The organism is Rhodocyclaceae bacterium, from assembly GCA_020248265.1.
GTDB lineage: Bacteria > Pseudomonadota > Gammaproteobacteria > Burkholderiales > CAIKXV01 > CAIKXV01.
In genome coordinates, this window is sequence record JADCHX010000022.1 from 18,698 (window position 1) to 43,563 (window position 24,866).

Here is a 24,866-nt window from a genome sequence, read left to right on the forward strand (position 1 = left end):
ATCAGAGCCACCGGAACGGAAATGATTGGGCCCACGCGTGCTCCGGACAAAGAACGTCGAGTGTACTGCCATCGTCAACCTGCGGCTGGGGGTGGCGCCGCTGACATGGCGGCGGACATGCGCGGCACGACCACACGACGGCAGGCGCCAGGAGGCATGGTGATGCCACCGATCCCGTCGTCCGCCGACCCGTACGAGGCTGCGCTCGCGCACAGCCGCTACGTGGCGCGCCTGGCCTCGACAGGCCTCACCGACCGCGAATCGTTCAACGCACTCGCCTCGGCACCGTTCGGCCGCGACCGGATGCGCACCGCGCTGCATCCGGTCGCACACGGCGACTGCACCAGCGCGCCGCTGCCGGTGCGCTTGCGGACGCTGCGCCGCGATTGCCTGCTGGCGCTGATCGGCCGCGACCTCGTCGGCCTCGCCACCCTGCACGAAGTGATGGCGACGATGACTGCGCTGGCAGAGGAGACGCTCTCGGCGGCCTGCGCCAGTGCCACCGACGAGCTCCGACAGGTGTACGGCAACCCGATCGGCGAGGAATCGGGCCGCCAGCAACCACTGCTGGTTATCGGGATGGGCAAGCTCGGTGGCGGCGAACTGAATGTCTCCTCCGACATCGACCTCGTCTTCGTCTATCCCGAGGAAGGCGAAACCCGCGGGGGCACGCGCTCGATCAGCAACCACGAGTATTTCGTCCGCTGCGGCCGACGTATCATCGCGTTGCTCAACGAACCCACCGGCGATGGCTTCGTGTTCAGGGTCGACATGCGCCTGCGCCCATACGGCGACAGCGGACCGCTTGCCTGCAGCCTCGCGATGCTCGAGGAGTACTTCATCGCGCAGGGCCGCGAATGGGAGCGCTATGCATGGATCAAGGGGCGCGTCGTCGCGCGCACGCCGCTGCCGGACACTGACGCAGGCTCACCGGGCTTCGAGGCCGGGCTGACCGGGACCGTACAGCCGTTCGTGTTCCGGCGCCACCTCGACTTCAGTGCGATCGCTTCGATGCGCGAACTGTCCGGACAGATCCGGCGCGAGGTGCGGCGCCGCGACATGCTGGGCAACATCAAGCTGGGCGCCGGCGGCATACGGCAGATCGAGTTCGTGGCCCAGGTCTTCCAGCTGATCCGCGGCGGCAGTGACCTGGCGCTGCGTGCACGACCGACGCTCGATGTACTCGATGCGCTGAAGATGCGGTCGATCCTGGAGGCCCCGGTCGTCGAGCGCCTGAAGCAGGGCTACGACCTGCTGCGCAGGCTGGAGCACCGTCTGCAGTACCTCGACGATGCACAGACGCATGCCCTGCCCGAGTCGGACGAAGACCGCCACCGCATCGCGCTGTCGATGGGACATGCCGACTGGCCGTCGTTCGCGACATCGCTCGACGCACTGCGGGAATCGGTCGGCGCGGTGTTCGAGCAGGCCTGCGCATTCTCCCCCGGCGCGCAAGCGGACCATCCGCTCTCCTCGCTATGGCAGGACGACCTGGAACCCTCTGAGGCGGCGGCCACCCTGGCCGGCATGGGCTACCGCGCGCCGGAGCGGCTGGCCGGACGCCTGCTCGAGCTGCGCGGCAGTGCACGCGTGAAGCGCATGGCCGCGAGCGGCCAGAGCCGCTTGTCGCAGCTCATCCCGCGCGCCCTCGAAGTCGCAGCCGCGCTGCAGGACCCGGACGCGGCGATCGCGCACCTTCTCGACATCATCGTGAGCATCGGACGCAGGGAGTCCTACCTCGCACTGCTGCTCGAGTACCCCCCGGTGCTGCAGCGGCTCGGCGAGCTGGCCTCGGCCAGCCCGTGGGCCAGCGACTATCTGGCGCTGCATCCGATCCTGCTCGATGAACTGATCGATGCGCGCACGCTGCACGCGCCGCCATCCTGGCCCAGGTTGATCGCGGAACTGCGCGACCACCTCGATTCGCACGCGGACAACGTCGAGCGGCTTCTGGACACCCTGCGCCACTTTCGCCACGCGCAGGTGTTCCGCATCGTCGCCCAGGACCTTGCCGGCGACCTGCCGCTCGAACGCGTGTCGGACCGGCTGAGCGAACTGGCCGAGGTGGTGCTCGCCGAAGCGCTCGAACGCTGCTGGAAGCACCTGAACGCCGGCCAGTCACCGGTTCCGGCGGCACGCTTCGGGATCATCGGATACGGCAAGCTGGGCGGGAAGGAGATGGGTTACGGCAGCGACCTCGACATCGCGTTCATTTTCGACGACGCACCGGTAGTCGACGACGCTGCCCGAGGGCCTGCACGCGCGCTCCCGGAGCCGGTACCACCGGAACGTTATGCACGCCTGGCGCTGCGCCTGAACTCGTGGCTCACCTCGATGACATCGGCGGGCGTGCTCTACGCGACCGACCTGCGCCTGCGGCCGGACGGCGAGTCCGGCCTGCTGGCGCCATCGATGACCGCATTCGAGCAGTACCAGCGCGAAAAGGCTTGGGTGTGGGAACACCAGGCCCTGACGCGCGCGCGTTTCGTGGCGGGCGATCCGGCGCTCGGTGCGCGCTTCGAGCGGCTGCGCATCGATATCCTGTGCCAGCCGCGCGACATCGAGCGCCTGCGCGGCGACATCGTGGACATGCGGCGCCGCATGCGCGAGTCGAAGCACAGCGACCACCCCGCCGGCACTTTCGACATCAAGCAAGGGGTCGGCGGGCTGGTCGACCTGGAGTTCATCGTCCAGTTCCTGGTGCTGGCGCACGCCGCACAGGTACCCGAACTCACCGGCAACATCGGCAACATAGCACTGCTCCAGGTGGCTGCTTCCCGCGGCCTGGTCGACCCGACGCTGGCGCAGGCCGCCCAGGTGGCCTACCGGACGCTCAGGCGCACCCAGCATGCGATGCAACTCGCGGGGCGCGACCCGGCCCGGGCACCGGTCGACGCGCTCGATAGCCACGCCGCCGCCGTCGACGCGCTCTGGCAGGCAGCGATCGGCGCGCGCTGAGGCCGGGGATCGCCGCTGCTCAGCCGCGCTCGCCGTCGAGCAGGCGCTGCTTGCGTTCTATGCCCCAGCGATAACCGCCCGCGCCGCCGTCCGCGCGTACCACCCGGTGGCACGGCACGAGCAGCGCGAGCCGGTTGCTGGCGCAGGCCCGGGCAACGGCCCGCGCCGCACCGGGACGACCGATGCGCGCAGCAACCTGACGGTAGCTCACGGTCGCCCCCGGCGGTATCGCGCGCAGTGCAGCCCATACCGACTGCTGGAATACCGTGCCGCGGATGTCCAGCGGCAGGTCGACCGAGGTACGCGGCCGCGCGATCGCATCCACTACCCTGTCGACCCACGTCGCGAGGATCGCGTCCGTCCCGGCAAGGATGGCCTCGGGAAACTGGCGCTGCAGCGACAAAGCGAGCATCCCCGTGCTGTCGCCGAGCTCGACCGTGCACACGCCGCGGTCGGTGGCAGCCACCAGCACATGGCCCAGCACGCATGCACGCACCGCATGGCGGATACGTTCGGTATCCCGCGGCCGACTCAAGCCTGTACCCGCTCGGGCACGGACAGCCGGCCGGCAAGGAAATAGGAGGTGATCTGCCCCTTGCCCTTGGCCGTCGTGAACATCGGCCCCTCGAAGCGATAGCGTCCACGCAGGCGCTTGTAGGTCACCTCGTCCACCGCGACCTGCCCGAGCTCCGCACTGGAGGCCAGGCGCGCGGCGACATTGACGGTATTGCCCCACAGATCGTACGCGAACTTGGTGCGCCCGATCACGCCCGCCCCGACCGGCCCGGTCGCGATGCCGATGTGCAGTCCGAGCGGCGAACCGTTCGGGGAGTGACGGTCGAGCATGAATCGCTGCATCTGCAGCGCAGCCTCGCCCAACGCCGCGGTGTAGTCAGGCGTCGCGGCGTTGAGCCCGCCCGCGGCCATGTAGGCGTCGCCGATCGTCTTGATCTTCTCGATCCCGTTGCGCGCGGCGATCTCGTCGAATCCGGTGAACAGTTCGTTCAGCATGAAGATCACGTCCCCGGGCGCGAGTTCCTCCGACAGCCCGGTGAAGTTGACGATGTCCGCGAACATCACGGTGACGTCGGCGTACCCGTCGGCCACCGTATCCTGCCGCTTGAGCCGCTCGGCCACCCGGGCAGGCAGCACGTTGAGCAGCAGGCGTTCCGACTTCTCCTGCGCGTCGGTCAACTGGTCGTGCGAACGCCTCAATTCGGTCGACAGTCGCTGGCGCTCGCGCACGAAGTAGCTGATCAGGAGATACACGATGGTCGAGATCGCAGCGAAGTTGAGCACGAAGAACACCGCGATCGTGTGCATCGGCAGGGCATACTCTGTGCCGTAGGAGATGAAGTAGTCGAAAAAGCCGGATACCGCGGTCAGCACGAGGTAGGCGATGAACCAGGGTATCGACTCGCGCGGCCCATGGAGAACCATCATCCCGATCGGCGCCAGGAGTGCCCACAGCATCACGGCGGATGCGGTGACGAAGTTGCCCATGCCCCACTGCATCATGAAGGGCACGAACAGGTAAAGGCTGGCCTGCGAGAAACGGAACGCGACGAAGTCGCCGGTCTTCAGGTAATGCACCAGCGTGCCGGCAGAAATCAGCTGGAAGGAGAGCGGCACCAGGATCTCGAAGCGGATGCCCAGCGCCGTGTAGATGACCATCCACAGGCCGGCTGCAAAGATCATCAGACCGCAGGCGAGAATTGCCAGCGTCTTCTGGAGCTTCAGTTCTTCGCTGTCGGTCTCGGAAATGACCGCGTCGCCGGCGCGCTGAAGCAGGTCTCCGAGTCCCTTCAACACATCTCCCCTGATGCTGCATCCATGACGATGGTTGCATCAACCCGAACGGGGGTCAAGGCGTGCCGGCCCGCGCCGGCTGCCGACGGTTCTTCGGGACCGGCAGTTCCGCTACAATCCGGAGTCCGGTCCGGCGGCACGCGCAGGGCCGGGTGCATTCGAGCGGTTGCCCGAAGCAGTTACCCGAATATCCAAAAGAATCCGAAGGAATGGCCATGTCGATGTCCGACCGCGATGGAGTGATCTGGTTCGATGGAAAGCTGGTGCCCTGGCGCGAGGCGAACATCCATGTCCTTACCCACTCCCTGCACTACGGGCTCGCCGTCTTCGAAGGCATCCGCGCCTACAAGACGGACAAGGGTACGGCGATCTTCCGGCTGCACGAGCACATGGAGCGGCTGGCCAACTCGGCCCACATCTACCAGATGCTGCTCCCCTACAGTCGGGAGCAGCTCGCCGAGGCGTGCCGCGAGGTCGTGCGCGAGAACAAGCTCGAGTCGTGCTACGTGCGTCCGATCGCCTTCTACGGCTCCGAGAAGATGGGCGTGTCGCCGAAGGGTGCCAGCGTGCATGTCGCGATCGCCGCCTGGCCGTGGGGTGCCTACCTCGGGCCCGAGGGCCTCGAAAAAGGTATTCGCGTCAAGACCTCGTCTTTCGCGCGGCACCATGTGAACGTGACGATGGCGCGAGCGAAGTTCGCCGCGACCTACGCGAACTCCATCCTCGCCAACCTCGAGGCGACGGCAGACGGCTACGACGAAGCGATGCTGCTCGACGTGGATGGCTTCGTCGCTGAAGGCTCGGGCGAGAACGTGTTCATCGTGAAGAACGGCAAGCTGTACGAACCCGAGCTGACGTCGGCCCTCATCGGCATCACCCGCGATGCAGTGATCCAGCTCGCCGGGGAACTCGGCATCCCGGTGATTTCCAAGCGCCTCACCCGCGACGATGTCTACATCGCCGACGAAGCGTTCTTCACCGGCACCGCCGCCGAGGTGACGCCGATCCGCGAACTCGACAATCGGCGCATCGGCAGCGGTTCCCGCGGCCCGATCACCCAGAAGATCCAGTCTCTGTACTTCGACTGCGTGCACGGGCGGGTCCCGCGCCGCCTCGAGTGGCTGACCCCGGTCTGAACAGCGCGATGTCGACCCGTCCAGCTCCCGCCGCCGAGACCGGCTCGGCCAATCGCGAACGGCTGATCGAGGTGACGGCGGCCGACCTGCCGCTGCATTGCCCGATGCCATCCATGCTGCTGTGGAACGCGCACCCGCGCGTGTTCCTGCCGATCGCGGTCAGCGGAGACGAACTTTGCCCCTACTGCGGCACACGCTACCGGCTGAAGGGCGGGCCGGTCTCGCACGGGCATTGAGCGCAGCCGCTCGCGCGCGGCGGCCATCATGACCCGAAGCGCACTGGTGGTGGCTCCCGCCTGGGTCGGAGACACGATCCTCGCGCAGCCGATGCTGCAACTGATCCGCTGCGCAGAGCCGGATCTGTCGATCGACGTGCTGGCCCCACCCTGGACCGCCGGACTCGCCGCTCGCCTGCCCGGCGTGCGCGACGTGATCGAAGCGCCGTTCCGGCACGGTCAGCTCGGCCTGGGCGCACGGCGCGCGGTCGCACGCACCGTCCGCGCGCGCGGTTACGCGAAGGCGTGGGTATTGCCGAACTCCTTCAAGTCGGCGCTGGTGCCCTGGTTCGCCGACATCCCCGAGCGGATCGGATACGTCGGCGAGTGGCGCCACTGGCTGCTGACCGACGCTCGACTGCTGGACGAGGTCCGGTTGCCCACGATGGCGGAGCGTTTCGCCGCGCTGGCGCTCGGAGCCGGTACGGCACTGCCGCCAGTCCCGCCGCCAGTCCTCGACATCGATGACGCGTCGCGTACGGCAGTACTGGCACGGCTCGGCCTGCACACCGCGCGGCCGGTCGCCGCGTTGTGTCCGGGTGCCGAGTACGGGCCTGCAAAGCGCTGGCCACCGAGCCAGTTCGCCAGCCTTGCCGACCGCCTGGTCGCTGACGGCTTCCAGGTCTGGCTGTTCGGCTCGTCGAAGGACCAGTCGATCACGGCCGAGATCCGTTCCATGTGCAGCGCCCGATCGCAGGATTTGCCGACGGACCTCGCAGGCAGGACCTCGCTCGCCGAGGCGATCGACCTGATGTCGCTTGCCGCACTGGTGGTCAGCAACGATTCCGGCCTGATGCATGTCTCAGCGGCGCTGGACCTCCCGACGGTCGCGCTTTACGGATCGAGCAGCCCGGGCTTCACCCCGCCGCTGTCGCCGCGCGCCGAGGTCGTCAGCCTCGGCCTGCCGTGCAGCCCCTGTTTCGCGCGCGAGTGTCCGTTGGGCCATTTCCACTGCATGCGGCAACTGACGCCGGAGCGGGTACTGGATACGATCGGGCGCATGCGCGCATCTTCCCTCACCCCGATCCGGCCATGAGCACGCTGATCTACGGCAACTCCCGCGACTGTGAAATCGCCTTCTACCGCGCGTTCGAGGCCGCGGATCTCTCCGCGATGATGGCCGTCTGGGCGGAAGAAGACGACATCGTCTGCGTGCATCCGGGCGGCCCGCGCCTGACCGGCATCGAAGCGGTACGGGAATCCTGGCGCAGCATCTTCGCTGGCGGCCCGCGCCTGCGGCTGCGCATGACCCAACCGCTGGTCACATCGACGCTGCAGACGGCCATCCATACCCTGCACGAGACCCTGTCGGCTCCGCACGAAGCACGCAGCCGGGTCTCCATGATCGCGACCAACATCTACCTGCGCACCCAGCGCGGCTGGCGGCTGCACCTGCACCATGCATCCGCGGTGCCCGAGCATCCCCAGGCGACCGAACCGGCCGAGGCCGGCCTGCCGCCGATCCTGCATTGAGCAGAGCACCGGAGTTCACCCCGCCGCGCTGGCTGGCCGGCGCGCACGCCCAGACGATCTATGCGTCGAAGTTGTGCCCGCAGCCGCGGGTCGTCTACCGACGCGAGCGCTGGGACACGCCGGACGGCGACTTCATCGAAGTCGACTTCATCCCGGCACCCGAGGCCGCAGGGCAGGCGCCGTGGCTGGTGCTGTTCCACGGACTGGAAGGCAGTTCACGCAGCCACTACGCGCGCACCCTGATGCAGTTGGCCGGCCACCTGGGCTGGAACGGCGCGGTACCGCATTTCCGCGGCTGCGGCGGGGAAGCGAACCGGCTGGCCCGCGCCTATCACTCGGGGGATACGCCGGAAGTGGACTGGATCCTGCGGCGTTTCGCGGCACGCGCCGGCAGCGCACCTGTCCATGCCGCGGGGATCTCGCTCGGTGGCAACGTGCTGATGAAATGGCTCGGGGAACAAGGCGCCGGCGCGGCCGGCGTCATCGACTCGGCGGTCAGCGTCTGCGCGCCGGTCGACCTGGCCGCGGCAGGTGCCGCACTCGAGCGCGGCTTCTCGCGCCTGTATGCGCTGAGCTTCCTTCAGACGCTCAAGGACAAGGCGCTGGAGAAGCACCGGCGCTTCCCCGGGCTGTTCGATGCAGGCGCGCTGGCACGGGCACGCACCATGCGCGCATTCGACGACCTGTTCACCGCCCCCCTCCACGGCTATCGCAATGTCGATGACTACTGGACACGCGCCAGTTGCAAGCCCGTGCTCGGAGCGGTCGCAGTGCGTTCGCTGATGATCAACGCGCTCGACGATCCGTTCCTTCCGCCGTCGGCGTTGCCGCGACAGGATGCAGTGTCGCCGAGCATCACCCTCGAATATCCGGCCTCCGGCGGACATGTCGGCTTCGTCGGCGGGCACCCGCCTGGCCATACCCGCTGGCTGGCGAGTCGCGTCGCGCATTTCCTCGATGCCCCGGCGATGCCCGGGGATGCGCGCGTATCGGATGCGCCTGTTGTTTGACACCCCGCCGGACCGGCGGTTCTAATCCCGCCGTCAGTCGGGCCGCTTCGGGCCCCGCCCGCTCCCAAGGACGCCACAGCATGCCCCCTGCTTCCAACGCCAGCCCCGCGCCGGCCCCCGCCGCCGAGATCTTCAAGGCCTACGACATCCGCGGCATCGTCGACCATACCCTCACCGTGGCGACGGTCGAGCAGGTCGGCCGCGCGATCGGCTCCGAGGCGCTTGCACGCAACGCACGCACGGTTGCGATCGGCCGTGATGGCCGGCTTTCGGGCCCCGCGCTCAGCGATGCGCTCGCCCGCGGCCTGCGCGCGGCGGGTGTGGATGTGATCGACGTCGGACGGGTCGCGACACCGATGGTCTACTACGCCGCATGGGAACAGGCCGGCGGCTCCGGAGTGATGGTCACCGGCAGCCACAATCCGCCCGACTACAACGGCCTGAAGATGCTGCTGGCCGGCACCACGCTGGCAGGCGAAGACATCCAGAAGCTGCGCGCGCGCATCGTGGCCGGGGACATGGCGAGCGGTGCCGGTGGCTACCGTACGGCCGAGGTCGGCGAGGCCTACCTCGCGCGCATCCTGTCCGACGTGAAGCTTGCGCGGCCGATGAAGATCGTGGTCGACTGCGGCAATGGCGTCGCCGGCGCCTTTGCGCCGGAGCTGTACCGGCGCCTCGGCTGCACCGTCGAAGAACTGTTCTGCGAGGTGGACGGCACCTTTCCCAACCACCATCCCGACCCGTCGCAACCGAAGAACCTGCAGGACCTGATCGCCGCGCTGAAGCGGGGCGATGCCGAACTGGGACTGGCCTTCGACGGCGACGGCGACCGCCTCGGCGTCGTCACCCGGGACGGAAACATCATCTACCCCGATCGCCAGCTGATGATGTTCGCGGAAGACGTACTGTTGCGGAATCCCGGTGCGCAGATCATCTACGACGTGAAGTCGACACGCAACCTCGCGCCCTGGATCACCGCCCGCAAGGGCGTTCCGGTGATGTCGAAGACCGGCCACTCGTTCATCAAGGCACGGATGAAGGAAACCGGCGCCCTGCTGGCGGGCGAAATGAGCGGCCATGTGTTCTTCAAGGAGCGCTGGTACGGTTTCGATGACGGGCTGTACGCGGGTGCCCGGCTGCTGGAGATCCTGTCGCGCACGGACAACCCGTCGGCGGCGCTCGACGGCCTGCCGGATGCGGTCAGTACGCCGGAGTTGAACATTCAGCTTGCCGAGGGCGAGAACCATACGCTGATCGCAGGGCTGCAGGGCTCTGCGACTTTCGAAGGCGCGCTTGACGTCATCACGATCGACGGGCTGAGGGTCGAGTATGCGGACGGCTTCGGCCTTGCGCGCGCATCCAATACCACGCCGGTCGTGGTGCTGCGCTTCGAGGCAGACAACGCGGCCGCACTGGAACGCATCCAGGCAGATTTCCGGCGGATGCTGTCCGCGGCCAGGCCAGGAATCACGCTCGGCTTCTGAACCGCGCCCCCTCCAGCAGCGCGGCGCGGGGTAACCGGGCCGCGGCCCGGTTACCCGCCGCCCAACTCATTCCACCCGGATCTTCGCGTCGGTCACCAGGCGGGCCCATTTGGCCAGGTCAGCCTGGATCTGTGCCGCGAACGCCTCCGGGGTGCCAGCTGCCGGTTCGAACCCCTGCGCGGCGAGCGATGCCCGCACCTCGTTCACCTGCAGCACCTTGGCCACGTCGCCATTGATCCGCATCACCACCGCCCGTGGCAGGGCCGCGGGGCCGAGGATGCCGAACCAGGTCATCGCGCCATACCCGGGCAGCGTCTCGGCGATCGTCGGCAGGGCTGGCATCGCAGCGACCCGCGACGGTCCGGTGGATGCAAGCAGCCGGAGCTTGCCCGATTGCGCATGCGCCAACGTGTTGGACAGCGTATCGAACAGCAACGCCACATGCCCGCCGAGCAGGTCGGTCATCGCGGCGGCGCCGCCCTTGTAGGGCACGTGCACCATGTCCACCTTCGCCATCACCTTGAACAGCTCCCCGGCGAGGTGGGAGCCGGTACCGGTGCCGAACGAGGCCATGTCGAGCTGCCCGGGCCGGGCGCGGAGGAGCGCGATCAACTCCTTCACCGAACGCACGGGCAGCGACGGATGCACGACCAGACCGAGGGGAGCGGCGGCGACATTCACCACCGGCGTGAAATCCTTCAGCGGATGGAAAGAGACCCTGCTGACCGCAGGATTGATCGCATGGGTGGACGCGGTGGCGAACAGCAGCGTGTAGCCGTCGCCGGGCTGCCTTGCCACATGCTCGGTCGCGATCGCGCCCGAGGCGCCGCCGCGGTTCTCGACCACCAGCGTCTGTCCCCAGCCGTCCCCCAGCCGCTGAGCCAGCTGCCGCGCCAGCAGGTCGGTTGCGCCGCCCGGCGGAAACGGTACGACGAGCCTCACCGGCCTGGCCGGCCACGACTGCGCGAGCGACGGCACCGGCAGCAGGACCAGCAGCATCGCAGCCAGCCTGGCGTACCGCCCCCACCTGTTCACATGATCGGCGGGCTTCATTCGGACAGATAGGCGGTGGCCGCCACCTCGACCAGGAACGCGGGCTTCACCAGGTCGGCGCGAATGCAGTAGCGTGCAGGCGGATTGACCGGGAAGTACTCCCGGTAGACTTCATTGAAGGCTGCGTAGTCGGCCAGGTCTTTCAGGAATATCTGGTTCATCGCGATGTCCGCGAGGCTGCCACCCGCCGCCTCGACTACCGAGCGAATCGCCTCGAGCACGCAGCGCGTCTGTGCACGCACGTCCCCGACGCCGACGACGGCGCCGTCGGCGTCCAGCGCGAGCATGCCGGACACATGCACGACACGGCGCGCGTTATCGACGCACACGCCCGGCGAATAGGGCGCCAGCGGGGGTGCGGAACCGGGCGGAATCACGGGCACATGAGTCATCGGATGTTCTCCTCATCGATCGTCTGGATTGCAAGTCTACTGTCCACTGGCCGCCGGCGGCGGCGCAGGCAGCGGTCCTTCCGGAGGCGGCGACCGCCAGTAGCGTCGGGAATGGGCGCGCTCCTGCCGCAGGCGCAGATCGCCAGCACCGAGCGTCAGGCGAACCGCCCCGGACTGGTCGGTGCGGATCACGCGCGCGTCGCGATCCACGTATCGCTCGACGACTTCCGGCCGCGGATGGCCGAACCGGTTGCGATAGCCAATCGCCATCAACGCGAGCCGCGGCGCGACCGCATCGATGAACACGGGTGTCGAAGACGTACGCGAGCCGTGGTGCGGTACGACCAGCACGTCGGCACGCAGCGCATCATCACCCCGCCCCTGCGCCGACCGGAGCAGGCGCGCCTCGCTCGCGGCACTGATATCGCCGGTGAGCAGCAGGCGTTCGGCGCCGGCCTCTATCTGAAGCACGCAGCTGCGATCGTTGTCCGGCAGCGCCATGGCATGGCTGCCCGCCGCCGGATGCAGCATACGGAAGTGCACGCCATCCCAGGTCCAGCCCTGCCCCGCTTCGCAGGCGCGATGGACGCGGGCGGCTGCGCGCGCGGGATGTGCCGCCGGCAGCGACGACAGGAAATCCGCGACAGGCAGCGCGCGCAGCAGCGATCGCGCACCGCCGGAGTGGTCGATGTCGTCATGGGAGACCACCAGCGCGTCGAGCCGGCGCAGGCCCTCGCCCCTGAGGTAGGGCAACACGATGCGTGAACCGGCGTCTGCCTCGCTGCTCCACGCCGGACCGGTGTCGTACACCAGCACATGACGGGCCGTGCGTACCACCAGCGAAAGTCCATGGCCCACGTCCAGCAGCGTCGCCTCGGCGGTGCCATTCTGCACCTCGGACGGCCGCGCGAGCAGCACCGGCAGCAGCGTGGCCAGCCCGAGCCAGCGCGCGGGCCAGCCCGCGGGCATCCGCCACCAGCAGATGCCCGCCAGCGCGAGCAGGCTGGCCCAGGCAGGTGGTGCCGGCTGGGCCCAGACCGCCCAGGGCAGGTCGGCAAGCCAGGCGATCGGGATCATCGTGACCTCGGTCAGCAGATGCGCTGCCTGGAGCAGTCCGGGCACTGGCAGCAGTGCCGCAACGACCGCGATCGGCACCACCACCGACCCGATCAGCGGGATCGCGATCGCATTGGCGATCGGCGACACCAGCGAGACCTGGGAGAACAGCGCCAGGGTCGCAGGGACCATGCCGATCGTGATCGCCCACTGGACACCTCCCCACTCGACGACGGAACGACACGGCCGGCAGCCCTGCGATGCCGGCGGGCGGCCGATACGGCCGGCCGAGACCGTCATCAGCACCGCGACTGCGCCGAACGAGAGCCAGAACCCGGTCGCCAGCACCGCCCAGGGATCGAGCACGATCACCAGCAGCAGCGCACCTGCGAGCACATTGGCGGCGGCGGCCCGACGCGCCCGCCACAGTGCTGCTGCGATCACGGCCAGCATGAACACCGTGCGCCGCGTCGGAACGGAAAAACCGGCTAGCAGCGCATAGCCACAGGCCGCCGCAAGCCCGGCGATGACCGCCGCCTTGCGCGACGGCAGGCGGCGCACGAGCAGACGGCTGCGCCGCCATCCGGCATCCACCAGCCAGAAGGCGAGCGCGGCAATCATCGTCACATGGAGCCCCGAAATGCTCATCAGGTGGCCGATGCCGGTACGGGTGAACAGTTCCCATTGCGCGGCCGGGATACCCTGCTGGTCGCCGATCGCGAGCGCCACCAGCACGCCGAGATATGCCTCGCCCGGCAGCGTCCGCTCGAAACGATCACGGATCGCCTCGCGTGCACGTTCGATCAGGTAGGCCGGCCGCTGCACGAGCGGCTCAAGCCGCTGCAAGCCCCGCCGCACGTACCCGGTCGCGCGCAGGTTGCGCTCGAGCAACCAGGCCTCGGCATCGAAGCCATGCGGGTTCACGCTGGCATGCGGACGGCGCAGCCTGACGACCAGTCGCCAGCGCTCGCCCGCAGCCGGCATCCGACTGGCGACGGCTTCCACCGGATCCTCTTCGGCGGACGCCGAGGTCCGACGACCGGGACGGTTAACGTACCAGGACAACAGCACGCGATCCGGCACCACGGCGCCTTCGGTCACGATCTGCTCGACGTCGAATGCAAAACGGCTGCCCCGCTCGGTACGCTGGACCAGTTCCGCGATCACGCCGACCACCTCGATGTCGCGCCGCTCCCAGGCGTGCGGCAGTGCATCGGACAGCCGGTCCGATGCCCAGCCACCGGACCACGCGAAACCGGCCAGTGCGGCTGCCGGCAGTGCCAGCCATGCCCTTGCGCTCGCCCGGCCGCGCAGGCAGGGGCAAAGCGCCAGGCAGGCCAGCGACAGCGCCGCAGAGAGGCCGATCCAGGCGGCCGACGGCAGCTCCGGCAGGCGCTGCAGACAGAGCGTACCGGCGAGCCAGCCGAGCGCGGCCGGAACCGGGCTCAAGGCCCGTGACAAGGTCGCTGGTACGGACCTTGTGGTTGAGTTAAAGTGCGCGCACTCATGCGTGGCAGGCGTTCGTCGTGCCAAGAAAACTCTTCAAGAAATACCTGCCGAGCCACTCGAGCATCATTGAAAACCGCTTCCTCGCGAAGTTCGGTTCGCTGCTCACCCACCATAATCTGTGGCACCTCCACCGTCGCTCGGTAGCAGGGGGGGTTGCGATCGGATTGTTCACCGGCCTGATACCCGGCCCGCTGCAGATCCTGACTGGCGCGGCGTTGGCGATCATCTTCCGGGTGAACCTCCCATCGATGGTGCTCGGCACCTTCTGGACGAACCCGCTGACGATCGTGCCGATCTACATCGCCGCCTACAACATCGGCAGCGTGGCGATGGGTCTCGGTACGGCAGCCGATGTGCCGCATCCTGAGCCGCTGCAGAACCAGGGATGGCTCGACATGCTGCCCGCGCTCTGGGACTGGTTCTCGGGAATGGGCAAGCCACTCGCGCTCGGGCTGCTGCTGCTGGGCCTGTTCATGGCGGTGGCCGGCTACTTCGCAGTCCGCGGCGCATGGCGCCTGTACGTGGTGCTCGCCTGGCAGCGGCGCGCCCGCAACAGGCGCGTGGCCAGCTGAGCGGGCCTGGTGACAGCCCCGACCGGGCGGCGGCCACGCTGGTGGAGTACCGCCTGCAGCGAACTGGGCGAGCGTGATCCGCTGCTCGCCACGTTGATCGACCGCCATCCTCCGATGCGTATCGGCAGCCGCGGCGATGCGTTCCAGACGCTCGCACGATCCATCGTCGGACAGCAGATTTCGGTGAAGGCAGCGCAGTCGGTGTGGGCGCGCTTCCAGGCGACCCTGGCCTGCCCAGAGGTGGCGCCAGCCGTCGTGCTCGTCGCGGATCCGTCAGTGCTGCGCGCTTGCGGGCTGTCCGGCCGCAAGGTCGAGTACCTGCGCGACCTCGCCGGCCACTTCATGGCCCGCCCGGCGGGCGTGGACGGCTGGACCGGCATGGCCGACGCCGAGATCATCGAGGAACTCACCGCGATACGCGGCATCGGCGTATGGACGGTGCAGATGTTCCTGATCTTCCATCTCGCACGGCCGGATGTGCTGCCGCTGGCCGACCTCGGACTGCGGCGGGCGATCGAACGCGGTTACGGCAACGGCCGGCCATCGGCACCGCGCCAGCTCGACCGGCTGTCCGGGCTCTGGCATCCCTGGCGCACCGCAGCGACCTGGTACCTGTGGCGCAGCCTCGATCCGGAACCCGTGCTTCACTGACGCGGCCTGCGCACCATGACCAGAGACGAGACGCTCGCAGACGGCAATCCGGGGCAGGTGGCCATGGACCATGCAGCGTATCGCGAGGCCTGGGCGCAGGGCGGCATCCGCGTCGACATCGATCCGAAGGGCGCCTATCGATACCTCGCAGCACAGATGCTGCTGCCACTGGTACAACTGGCGGCAATGGGTGCAGGGGTCGGCATCGCGTTGCTGCTGCACTGGTTTCCCGGTGTGCTGGTGATCATCGCCGCGTTCCTGCTGCCGCGGCTGTCGCGCGCGAGCGCGCCGGCGTTCATGCTCAAGCGCTCGCTCGAAGACCCTGCCGTATACGACGATCTCGTACGCCTCGGCATCCTGCGCGTGGTGGAACGAGATCAGCCGTGACGCTGCCGCAGGTTGTTTCCGCCGGGATGGGCGCCCGGCAGCCGGATACTGTGCGCAGCGCGTCAGTGCGACTGCAGCCGTCCGTCCTCGAGACGCAGCACGCGCTCAGCCTTTGCGGCCAGCCGCTCATCGTGCGTCACCATCACCAGGCTGGTACCGCGCACACGATTGAGTTCCAGCATGAGCTCGAACATCGCTTCTGCGTTGGTGCGATCGAGGTTGCCTGTCGGTTCATCGGCAAGCACGCACGCCGGCTCTGTCACCAGCGCCCGGGCGAGCGCGGCACGCTGGCGCTCGCCGCCGGAGAGCTCGCCCGGCCGGTGCGCGAGCCGATGCCCGAGCCCGACCGCCTGCAGACCTGCGGTGGCTCGCTGCAGGGCATGCGCGCTCGGCATCCGGCGGATCAGCAGCGGCATTGCAACGTTCTCGAGTGCGGAGAACTCGGGCAGGAGATGGTGGAACTGGTACAGGAAACCCAATGCGCGGTTGCGAAGGGCCGCCAGAGCCCCCTGTCCAAGCGTGTCGACCCGCTCTCCGCAAAGGCTGACCTGGCCCGCAGTGGGCGCGTCGAGCCCGCCGAGCAGGTGCAGCAACGTGCTCTTGCCCGATCCGGAACTGCCGACGATCGCGATGCGCTCGCCGGCATGCACCTGCAGGTCGACGCCGCGCAACACCGATACCTCCCCAAGCGCGGCACCCTCCCGGTATATCTTCGAAAGGTCCGTGCATTCGAGCACCAGCGGGCGCGCATCACTCATAGCGAAGGGCCTGCGCGGGATTGATGCGGGACGCCCGCCAGCTCGGGTAGAGCGTGGCGAGGAAAGACAGCGCCAGCGATATCGAGGCGACGAAGGTCACGTCGCCCATCCGGACTTCCGACGGCAGTTCGCTGATGAAATAGACGTCCTTGGCCAGGAACTGGACGCCGAACGTACGCTCGATGAACGGCACCACGACGTCGACGTTGGATGCCAGCAGCACGCCGCCGCCCACGCCGAGCAACGTGCCGAGGATGCCGATCAGAGCCCCCTGGATCACGAACACCGCCATGATGCTCGAAGGCGTCGACCCGAGCGTGCGCAGGATCGCGATATCCGCACGCTTCTCGGTCACCACCATCACCAGCGTAGACACGATGTTGAACGCGGCGACCGCGACGATCAGCGACAGGATGATGAACATCATCCGTTTCTCGATCTCCACCGCCCTGAACCAGCCGGCATTCAGCCTCGACCAGTCGGCCACCATCGTGTCGCTGGTCATCGTGCGGGCGATCTCGCGCGCGACCCGCGGTGCCTGGAACATGTCGGCAAGCTTCAGGCGCACGCCGGTCACGGCATTACCCATCCGGTACAGCTTCTGCGCGTCCTCGATATGCACCAGAGCAAGCCCGGAGTCGAACTCGAAGTGTCCGGCCTCGAAGATGCCCACTACCGTGAACTGTTTCAGCCGCGGGATCACCCCCGCTGGCGTGATCTGGCCCTGGGGGGCGATCAGCAGCACCTTGTCACCGACGCCTACGCCGAGCGCACGGGCAAGCTCGATGCCGAGCACGGTGGCGAAGCTGTCCGGCGCGAGCGCCTCGATCGAGCCGGCGCGCAGGAAGGTCGCGAAGTCGGCCACGCGCGCCTCGCGCTCCGGCAGGATGCCGCGGATGATCGCGCCGCGCACCACCTGGTCGTTGCCGAGCAGTCCCTGCGCAAGCACGTAGGGGGCGCTGCCACGCACGGCAGGGTTCGCTTCGGCAGTGGCAGCGACGGACTGCCAATCGGCGAGTCCGCCCTCGAGCCCTGAGATCTGCACATGCGCGAGCACGCCCAGAATGCGGTCGCGCACCTCCTTCTGGAAACCGTTCATCACCGATACCACGGTGATCAGGACGGCGATGCCCAGCGCCATGCCGAGCATCGACACGAACGAGATGAAGGAAATGAAGTTGTTGCTGCGTTTGGCGCGCGTGTAGCGCAGCCCGACGAACAGCTCGTATGGGGACACGTGTCGGTCTGTTTCCGGTGCAGCCGTTTGCGGCGCGCGAAGTGTGCCACAAGCTGAACCCCGCCAAGGAGAACCGGCAGTTGCACCGGACGGGACCGGTGCTAGACTGCGCTCGCCGTGCCGGCTGCGGCACTCGGCGCCCACCGCTCACTGCCCACCGCCGGACGCCCCCTTGCACCTGGAAGTCCTGATTCCCGACCTGTCCTGGCCAGGCCGCGACGCCGCCGAGACGATGCATGGGGCCGTCGCACCGACACTCGCTCGCTGGCTGTCGCGATCGACGCGCCAGCCGCCCATCGGCGCCTCGGCAGACGACTGGCTCTGGCGGCGGTTCACTGCGCCTGCGGCGGACGATGCCCGAGCCGTCCCTCGGGACGGCCCCGCCGCGAAAAGTGCCCTGCCGATCGCCGCGGTGACGCTCGCCTTCGACGGTCACGCGCCGGGCGAACGCTGGTGGATGCGCGCAGATCCGGTGCACTTCATCGTCGGGCGCACCGGCCTGCGCCTGGCGCCGCCCGCCCATCTGCAGTTGCTTGCCGAGGAGTCGGAGGCTCTGGCCGGGTCCGTGCGTGCGCACTTCCCTGCACTGGCCACGGATTTCCTGGCGCCGGGGCCGGCGCGCTGGTACCTGGGCGCAGACCGCCCGTTCGAGATCGACACGACCGATCCGGCCGATGCCATTGGCGACGACGTCGACCGCAATCTGCCGCGCGGGCCAGGACGCAAGCAGTGGCTCGGCTTCGTGAACGAGGTGCAGATGCTCTGGTTCGAACATCCGGTGAACCAGGCGCGCGAACAGCGCGGCGAGCCCACGGTCTCAGGACTCTGGCTGCATGGGCCTGGCCGCATGCCGGGCCCGGGGTTGCCGGGCTGCAGCGGTGCTGCCGGCGGCGGCGAACGGCTGGCAGGACTGGCCACCCTCGCCGGCTGCCGCTGGATCGACACCGACGCCGGCGCGCAGCACTGGCTCGGCCAGGCCATCGACGGCCACTGGCTGCTCAGCCTCGATGCGCTGACCGCGCATCGCCAGGCGGGCGACCCCTCCGGATGGCGCGCGGCCCTGGCCCGCCTCGACGCGGCCTGGCTGGCCCCGCTCGATCAGGCGCTCCACAGCGGTCGCATTGCCACCATCGACCTGCGCTGGCCGTCGCGGGGCGGGCTGTCGGCCGCGCACATCGTGCCGGCGGATCGCTTCCGATTCTGGCGCCGGCGCCTCCCCCTTGCTGCCTTGCTTGCCGATCCGCACGGCCGATCCGATGCCTGAACTGCTGACCCGCTCCGTGCCGGCCGACGCCCGTGCCGCCCTCGAACAGGCCGGCATCGCGCCGGTACTTGCGCGGGTATTCGCCGCGCGCGGGCTGCGTGCCGCGGACGAGTTGTCCGATGACTTTGCACGTCTGCTGACGCCCGAGCGGCTATCGTGCTGCGAGGCCGCCGCGTCGGCACTGGCCGATGCGATCGGGCGCAACGAACGCCTGCTGATCGTCGCGGACTACGACTGCGACGGCGCCACCGCCTGCGCGGTCGGCATCCGTGCGTTGCGCGCGTTCGGCGCCCGCGTCGACTTTCTCGTCCCGAACCGGTTCGAGTACGGCTACGGCCTGACGCCTGAGATCGTCGACCTCGCACATCAGCGCCGTCCGGACTGGCTCATCACCGTGGACAACGGTATCGCCAGCGTCGAGGGCGTGGACCGCGCGCGCGCGCTCGGCATGCGCGTGCTCGTGACCGACCACCACCTGCCCGGCAGCCAGTTGCCGGCCGCGGAGGTGATCGTCAATCCCAACCAGCCGGGCTGCGGCTTCCCGAGCAAGCACCTCGCCGGTGTCGGGGTGATGTTCTACGTGATGCTTGCGCTGCGCGCCGAACTGCGTCGGCGCGGCCGGCTGCCAGGCGGTAGCGGGCCGAACCTGGCCCAGTGGCTGGACCTGGTGGCGCTGGGTACGGTCGCCGACGTGGTACGGCTCGATGCGAACAACCGCATCCTGGTGGCGCAGGGACTGAAGCGGATCCGTGCCGGGCGCACGGTACCTGGCATCGCAGCGCTGCTGCGAGTCGCAGGCCGTGCGATCGAGCGCTGCACGACGTACGACCTCGGGTTCGTCGCGGGTCCGCGCCTGAACGCGGCAGGCCGTCTGCAGGACATGTCGCTCGGCATCGAATGCCTGGTGACCGACGACGTCGCCCGTGCCGGCGCCATCGCGGGCCAGCTTGACCAGCTGAACCGCCAGCGCCGCGAGATCGAAGCCACGATGCGCGAGCAGGCACTGGCGGCAATCGACGTCGATGCGGCCGGCGACGGATGGTCCGTCGCGCTGTTCGACCCGGCCTGGCACCAGGGCGTGATCGGAATCGTCGCGGCGCGCCTCAAGGACAGGCTGCACCGGCCGGCGTTCTGCTTCGCCCGCGGCGACGGCGGCATGCTGAAGGGTTCGGGACGTTCGATCGCAGCGTTGCACCTGCGCGATGCGCTCGACCTGGTTGCCAAGCGCGAACCCGGCCTGCTGGTGGCCTTCGGCGGCCATGCGGCGGCGGCCGGCCTGAGCCTGCGCGAACCTGACCTGCCCCGGTTCAGCGAAACGCTGGAAGCCGTAGTGCGCTCGCTGCTCACGCCGGCCGACCTTTCGCGCGTGATCGAGACCGACGGCAGCCTCGATGGCGAGACCCTCGACCTCGACCTGGCCCGCTCGATGGACGAAAGCGTCTGGGGCCCCGGCTTTCCGCGCCCGGAATTCATGGACCGCTTCGAGGTCACGGCGCAGAAGGTCGTGGGCGAGGCGCATTCGAAGCTGGAGCTGCGCGGCGGCTGCGGGCGCTTCGCGGCCATCCGGTTCAACTCGATAGAACACCTGCCATCGCGCATCGAGGCGGTGTACCGCGTGGACATGAACAGCTGGCAGGGACTGCAGAGCGTGCAACTCACGATCGAGCACTGGCGCGACGCCGGCGATCCGTCTTCGGCCTGGCGCTGATGCGCCGGCGCTTTTCGCGCCGGCACGGACTGCACTGCCGCGGACCGCTATAATCGACGGTTTACCGCGGGAATATCCATGGAAGCTGAACGCCTGAATTCGCTCTCCGACAGCCTGGCCGGTTTCGGCCGGCGTACGGACGAGCTGCGGAGGTATCTTTGACTTCGATACCAAGCTCACCCGCCTGAAGGAGGTCAGCCGCGACCTGGAAGACCCCTCGGTCTGGGCCGACACCAAGCGCGCACAGGAACTGGGGCGCGAGCGCAAGCAGCTCGAGGATATCGTCACCCGGATGCAGGACACCGAACAGATGATCGCGGACACGCGGGAACTGTTCGAGATGGCGCGCAGCGAAGACGATACCGGCACGCTCGAACAGCTCGCCGGGGATATCGAACAGATCGAGAAGGCCATCGCCCGGATGGAGTTCGAGCGGATGTTCGACGATCCGCTCGATCCCGCCAACTGTTTCATCGACATTCAGGCCGGCACCGGCGGCACCGAGGCGCAGGATTGGGCGCAGATGCTCGAGCGCATGTACCTGCGATTCTGCGAGCGGCGCGACTTCAAGGTCGAACTGCTGGAAGAATCGAGCGGTGACGTTGCCGGGATCAAGAGCGCGTCGATCAAGGTCAGCGGCCCCTATGCCTATGGCACGCTGCGTACCGAGGCCGGCGTGCATCGGCTGGTGCGCAAGTCGCCGTTCGACTCGAACGCGCGCCGGCATACGTCTTTCGCGAGCGTGTTCATCTATCCCGAGGTGGATGATTCGATCGAAGTGACGATCAATCCCGCCGACCTGCGTGTCGACACGTTCCGCGCATCGGGCGCGGGTGGCCAGCACATCAACAAGACCGACTCCGCGATCCGTATCACCCACCTGCCGACGAACATCGTCGTGCAGTGCCAGAGCGACCGCTCTCAGCACCGTAATCGGGCCGAGGCGATGGCGATGCTCAAGTCGCGTCTGTACGAGCTCGAACTGCGCAAGCGGAACGAGGAGAAGCAGGCGATGGAGGAGTCGAAGACCGACATCGCCTGGGGCCACCAGATCCGCTCCTATGTGCTCGACCAGTCGCGCATCAAGGACCTTCGCACCAACCACGAGGTTGGCGACACCCAGCGCGTGCTGGACGGCGACCTCGACGACTTCATCAACGCCAGCCTCAAGCAGGGTGTGTAAATGACCGACGCTTCCAGCCTCCCACCGGCCGCTCCGGTCGACGCCGACCATATCGTCGCCGAGCGGCGTGCCAAGCTGGCTGCGCTGCGCGCCTCCGGGGTGGCCTATCCGAACGACTTCGAACGCGTGCACCTCGCCGGCGACCTGCAGGCCGCCCATGCCGGCGACGACAAGGCCGCGCTCGAAGCGAACCCGGTCGAGGTGACGCTGGCCGGCCGTATCCTGCTCAAGCGGGTGATGGGCAAGGCAAGCTTTGCCAGCGTGCGCGACGGGTCGGGCATGATCCAGCTCTACGTGTCCGACGACGGGACAGGCGCCGAGGCGCACGAGGCTTTCAAGCACTATGATCTGGGCGACATCGTCGGCGCGACCGGCATACTGTTCCGCACCAAGACCAACGAACTCACGGTACGCGTATCGTCCATCCGGCTGCTGACCAAATCGCTGCGCCCGCTGCCGGAGAAGTTCCACGGCCTGACCGACCAGGAGCAGCGCTACCGGCAGCGCTACCTCGACCTGATGGTGAACGAGGATTCGCGCAGGACCTTCCTCGCCCGCTCGCGCACCGTGCAGGCCGTGCGGCAGTTCCTGCTCGACCGGGGCTACCTCGAGGTCGAGACGCCGATGATGCACCCGATCCCGGGAGGCGCGAACGCGCGGCCTTTCGCGACCCACCACAATGCCCTGGACATGGAGCTGTTCCTGCGTATCGCACCCGAGCTCTACCTGAAACGCCTGGTGGTGGGCGGCTTCGAACGGGTGTTCGAGATCAACCGCAATTTCCGCAACGAGGGCATCTCGACCCGGCACAATCCCGAGTTCACGATGCTCGAGTTCTACTCGGCCTACACCCGCTACCGCGAGCTGATGGCGCTGACCGAGCAGATGTTCGCGCAGGTCGCGCGCACCGTCACAGGCAGCGAGAAGATCACCTACCAGGGGCGCGAGCTCGACTTCGGCAAGCCGTTCGCGAAGCTCACGATCCTCGAGGCGATCGCGAAGTACGCGCCACAGTACACGCCGGCGCAATTGTCCGACCGGGGCTGGCTGGTTGGAGAGCTCGCGCGACTGGGCGAAACGGTGCACCCAGACGACGGTCTGGGTGGCATGCAGCTGTCGCTGTTCGACGCGACGGTCGAGACGCAGCTGTTCGAACCGACCTTCATCATCGACTACCCGACCGAAGTTTCGCCGCTGGCCCGACGCAACGATGCCGACCCGTCGATCACCGAGCGCTTCGAGCTGTTCATTGCCGGACGCGAGATCGCCAACGGCTTCTCCGAGCTGAACGATCCCGACGAACAGGCCTCGGTGTTCAGGCAGCAGGCCAACCGGAAGGAGTCCGGCGATGCCGAGGCGATGCACTACGACGCCGACTACGTGCGCGCGCTCGAATACGGCCTGCCGCCGTGCGGCGGCGAAGGCATCGGTATCGACCGGCTGGTGATGCTGCTGACCGACAGCAGCACGATCCGCGACGTGATCCTGTTCCCGCAGATGCGTCGCGAGGACTGACGTCACGATCCGCGCGGCCTGCTTCCGCGCGGACGCCGCCGACGCCTTGGGTGCGCGGTCGCGTTACGCGGCCACGCTGGTGTCGAAGCCGAGATCCCAGCGATACGGCTGCTCGGTCCCTTCGATGTCGGTCGCACCCGCGCGTCGCACCCGCCCGAGCAGGCGAGCGCCGACCCTGGCATCCCCGGCCAGCTCGATGCCGCCGTCCTTCACCCAGTCGCGGCTCTGGCGATTGAAGGTGACCGGCGTGCCGCCCATGTTCGCGAACAGCACGGAATAGCGCACCAGGTTGTCGAACCCGGCCTTGCCTGGCGCCTTCAGTCGCAGTTCCAGCACCAGGAAAGGCGCGGTGCGCCTGGCCAGCGCCTGCACGACCGAACGCATCCGGCGGACCTCTTCGATCGTCGCCGCCGGTAGCGGTTCGGGGAAGAATCCGACGGTCGCGAGCAAGCCATCGGGCGAGGTGAACGCAATGCCCGCGCCGAACGCGAAGTCGGCGCCGAGCCAGTGCGCGGTCGCCTCTACGCGATCGCCACGGCTGCAGCCGGGCAGCGCCAGCGCAGCGCCGGCAACCAGCAGCATCCCGCGTCGGCAGGCATTCAAGTGCCGCCGCCCGCGATGCGCTCGAGCAGTGCCGGCAGGTGCGACACATCCTCGATCAGGTGCGCGCCGGGCTCGCGTGCCAGGGTGTCCCTGCGGTGCGCGCCCGTCCACACCGCCACGTTCACGCCGCAGCCGGCGTTGCGGCCCGACTGGATGTCGAGCACCGTGTCGCCGATGTTGAGAACGCGAGCCACGTCGATGGTTCCGGTGCGTTCCATCGCGCGAAAGATCATGTACGGAGCAGGGCGGCCCTTCGGCACGTCGTCGCTGCACACCAGCGCGTCGGCGACGCCGCGCTCCCAGCCGACCGCAGCCAGCACCAGCGCCTGGGTATCGCGGTCGAAGCCGGTGTTCAGTACGATCGCGACCCCGCGGCTTCGCAGCCAGTCGAACACCTGCACGGCACCCTGCACCGCGAGTGCTCCCCCCGCACGGAAGCGTCGGTCGAGTTCTCCGCGGAAGGCCTCGTAGACCGCATCCGAATGGCGTTCGAGGTCGGCCACGCCGAGGCGTGCCTTCACCAGGTGGCGGATCGCCTCGCGCTTGCCCGCCCCCCGGATCGCGACGAGTTCGTCCGCCGTCGCGGACAGGCCATGGGACGCCAGCGCGGCATCGAAGGCCAGTGGCACGACGCCGGTGTCCTGGATGGTGGTACCAGCCATGTCGAACACGGCGAGGCTGATCGGCAGCGCCCTGGCTGCCCGGGGTGGGTCGATGCTCATCGGTACGTTCTGCACGGGTCGATCCCGATGGTATCCCGCCAGCATCCGGTGCATCCGGTTTGCGGCTGCATCCCAGCGCCAGCTGGAAAGCCCTTCCAGCCGCACGCCGCA

At 68.3% G+C, this 24,866-nt stretch carries 23 protein-coding genes; 14 read left to right on the forward strand and 9 right to left on the reverse strand.

The window, feature by feature from the left end; genetic code table 11:
* The first annotated feature begins 162 nt into the window (after positions 1 to 162).
* A complete protein-coding gene (gene glnE, locus ING98_17775; GenBank protein MCA3103721.1) occupies positions 163 to 2,958 on the forward strand; it encodes a bifunctional [glutamate--ammonia ligase]-adenylyl-L-tyrosine phosphorylase/[glutamate--ammonia-ligase] adenylyltransferase in 2,796 nt (931 codons plus the stop codon).
* A 19-nt stretch (positions 2,959 to 2,977) separates the two neighbouring features.
* Here the strand turns inward: glnE and ING98_17780 are convergent, their stop codons facing one another.
* Entirely contained in the window at positions 2,978 to 3,370 is a 393-nt protein-coding gene (locus ING98_17780; GenBank protein ID MCA3103722.1) for a methylated-DNA--[protein]-cysteine S-methyltransferase, read from the reverse strand.
* A gap of 119 nt (positions 3,371 to 3,489) precedes the next feature.
* Complete coding sequence (locus ING98_17785; protein MCA3103723.1) at positions 3,490 to 4,656, reverse strand: adenylate/guanylate cyclase domain-containing protein; 1,167 nt, start codon at positions 4,654 to 4,656, stop codon at positions 3,490 to 3,492.
* Between the two features lie 326 nt (positions 4,657 to 4,982).
* Here ING98_17785 and ING98_17790 point away from each other — a divergent pair, with 326 nt between their 5' ends.
* From ING98_17790 to ING98_17815, 6 genes are all read left to right on the forward strand, one after another.
* Positions 4,983 to 5,903: a branched-chain amino acid transaminase gene (locus ING98_17790; GenBank protein MCA3103724.1), complete on the forward strand. Its 921-nt coding sequence runs from the start codon at positions 4,983 to 4,985 to the stop codon at positions 5,901 to 5,903.
* Between the two features lie 8 nt (positions 5,904 to 5,911).
* Positions 5,912 to 6,139 (forward strand): zinc-finger domain-containing protein, encoded by a 228-nt coding sequence (locus ING98_17795; protein ID MCA3103725.1) that lies wholly within the window; start codon positions 5,912 to 5,914, stop codon positions 6,137 to 6,139.
* Between the two features lie 28 nt (positions 6,140 to 6,167).
* Positions 6,168 to 7,214, forward strand: a complete 1,047-nt coding sequence (gene waaF / locus ING98_17800; GenBank protein MCA3103726.1) for a lipopolysaccharide heptosyltransferase II — start codon at positions 6,168 to 6,170, stop codon at positions 7,212 to 7,214.
* Positions 7,211 to 7,651 (forward strand): nuclear transport factor 2 family protein, encoded by a 441-nt coding sequence (locus ING98_17805; protein MCA3103727.1) that lies wholly within the window; start codon positions 7,211 to 7,213, stop codon positions 7,649 to 7,651. The genes waaF and ING98_17805 overlap by 4 nt, the downstream gene beginning before the upstream one ends.
* Entirely contained in the window at positions 7,648 to 8,661 is a 1,014-nt protein-coding gene (locus tag ING98_17810; GenBank protein MCA3103728.1) for an alpha/beta fold hydrolase, read from the forward strand. The genes ING98_17805 and ING98_17810 overlap by 4 nt, the downstream gene beginning before the upstream one ends.
* An 80-nt stretch (positions 8,662 to 8,741) precedes the next feature.
* Positions 8,742 to 10,145 carry a phosphomannomutase/phosphoglucomutase gene (locus tag ING98_17815; GenBank protein ID MCA3103729.1) on the forward strand — a complete coding sequence of 468 codons (1,404 nt, stop codon included), beginning with the start codon at positions 8,742 to 8,744 and terminating at the stop codon, positions 10,143 to 10,145.
* 66 nt (positions 10,146 to 10,211) lie between these two features.
* On the opposite strand, the gene ING98_17820 is transcribed toward ING98_17815, so the two are convergent.
* Genes ING98_17820 through ING98_17830 form a run of 3 tightly spaced genes read right to left on the reverse strand, consistent with a single transcriptional unit; the run spans position 10,212 to position 14,095 of the window.
* Positions 10,212 to 11,144 carry a tripartite tricarboxylate transporter substrate binding protein gene (locus ING98_17820; GenBank protein MCA3103730.1) on the reverse strand — a complete coding sequence of 311 codons (933 nt, stop codon included), beginning with the start codon at positions 11,142 to 11,144 and terminating at the stop codon, positions 10,212 to 10,214.
* 50 nt (positions 11,145 to 11,194) lie between these two features.
* Entirely contained in the window at positions 11,195 to 11,590 is a 396-nt protein-coding gene (locus ING98_17825; protein ID MCA3103731.1) for a pyrimidine utilization protein C, read from the reverse strand.
* Between the two features lie 36 nt (positions 11,591 to 11,626).
* Positions 11,627 to 14,095, reverse strand: coding sequence for a DNA internalization-related competence protein ComEC/Rec2 (locus tag ING98_17830; GenBank protein ID MCA3103732.1), 2,469 nt, complete (start codon positions 14,093 to 14,095; stop codon positions 11,627 to 11,629).
* A 77-nt stretch (positions 14,096 to 14,172) separates the two neighbouring features.
* Between ING98_17830 and ING98_17835 the strand changes: the two genes are divergently transcribed.
* From ING98_17835 to ING98_17845, 3 genes are read left to right on the forward strand one after another with little or no spacing between them, the layout of a single operon-like run.
* Positions 14,173 to 14,727, forward strand: coding sequence for a DUF2062 domain-containing protein (locus ING98_17835; protein ID MCA3103733.1), 555 nt, complete (start codon positions 14,173 to 14,175; stop codon positions 14,725 to 14,727).
* Between the two features lie 9 nt (positions 14,728 to 14,736).
* On the forward strand, positions 14,737 to 15,378 hold the full coding sequence (locus ING98_17840; protein MCA3103734.1) for a DNA-3-methyladenine glycosylase 2 family protein: 642 nt from the start codon (positions 14,737 to 14,739) through the stop codon (positions 15,376 to 15,378).
* A gap of 15 nt (positions 15,379 to 15,393) precedes the next feature.
* Entirely contained in the window at positions 15,394 to 15,765 is a 372-nt protein-coding gene (locus tag ING98_17845; protein ID MCA3103735.1) for a hypothetical protein, read from the forward strand.
* Between the two features lie 62 nt (positions 15,766 to 15,827).
* Here the strand turns inward: ING98_17845 and lolD are convergent, their stop codons facing one another.
* Entirely contained in the window at positions 15,828 to 16,523 is a 696-nt protein-coding gene (gene lolD / locus ING98_17850) for a lipoprotein-releasing ABC transporter ATP-binding protein LolD (GenBank protein ID MCA3103736.1), read from the reverse strand.
* Positions 16,516 to 17,760: a lipoprotein-releasing ABC transporter permease subunit gene (locus ING98_17855; GenBank protein MCA3103737.1), complete on the reverse strand. Its 1,245-nt coding sequence runs from the start codon at positions 17,758 to 17,760 to the stop codon at positions 16,516 to 16,518. The genes lolD and ING98_17855 overlap by 8 nt, the downstream gene beginning before the upstream one ends.
* A 172-nt stretch (positions 17,761 to 17,932) precedes the next feature.
* Between ING98_17855 and ING98_17860 the strand changes: the two genes are divergently transcribed.
* From ING98_17860 to lysS, 4 genes are all read left to right on the forward strand, one after another.
* Complete coding sequence (locus tag ING98_17860; GenBank protein ID MCA3103738.1) at positions 17,933 to 19,024, forward strand: hypothetical protein; 1,092 nt, start codon at positions 17,933 to 17,935, stop codon at positions 19,022 to 19,024.
* Complete coding sequence (gene recJ, locus ING98_17865; protein MCA3103739.1) at positions 19,017 to 20,732, forward strand: single-stranded-DNA-specific exonuclease RecJ; 1,716 nt, start codon at positions 19,017 to 19,019, stop codon at positions 20,730 to 20,732. The genes ING98_17860 and recJ overlap by 8 nt, the downstream gene beginning before the upstream one ends.
* A 78-nt stretch (positions 20,733 to 20,810) precedes the next feature.
* Positions 20,811 to 21,915 (forward strand): peptide chain release factor 2 gene (gene prfB / locus ING98_17870; protein ID MCA3103740.1). Its coding sequence is split into 2 segments (ribosomal slippage): positions 20,811 to 20,891 and positions 20,893 to 21,915, totalling 1,104 coding nucleotides; the frame shifts between segments, so codons are not numbered across the junction.
* Complete coding sequence (lysS, locus tag ING98_17875; protein MCA3103741.1) at positions 21,916 to 23,430, forward strand: lysine--tRNA ligase; 1,515 nt, start codon at positions 21,916 to 21,918, stop codon at positions 23,428 to 23,430.
* Positions 23,431 to 23,493: 63 nt separating this feature from the next.
* Here the strand turns inward: lysS and ING98_17880 are convergent, their stop codons facing one another.
* Positions 23,494 to 24,012, reverse strand: coding sequence for a hypothetical protein (locus ING98_17880; GenBank protein ID MCA3103742.1), 519 nt, complete (start codon positions 24,010 to 24,012; stop codon positions 23,494 to 23,496).
* A gap of 17 nt (positions 24,013 to 24,029) precedes the next feature.
* Positions 24,030 to 24,755, reverse strand: a complete 726-nt coding sequence (locus ING98_17885) for a phosphonatase-like hydrolase (GenBank protein MCA3103743.1) — start codon at positions 24,753 to 24,755, stop codon at positions 24,030 to 24,032.
* Positions 24,756 to 24,866: the final 111 nt, after the last annotated feature.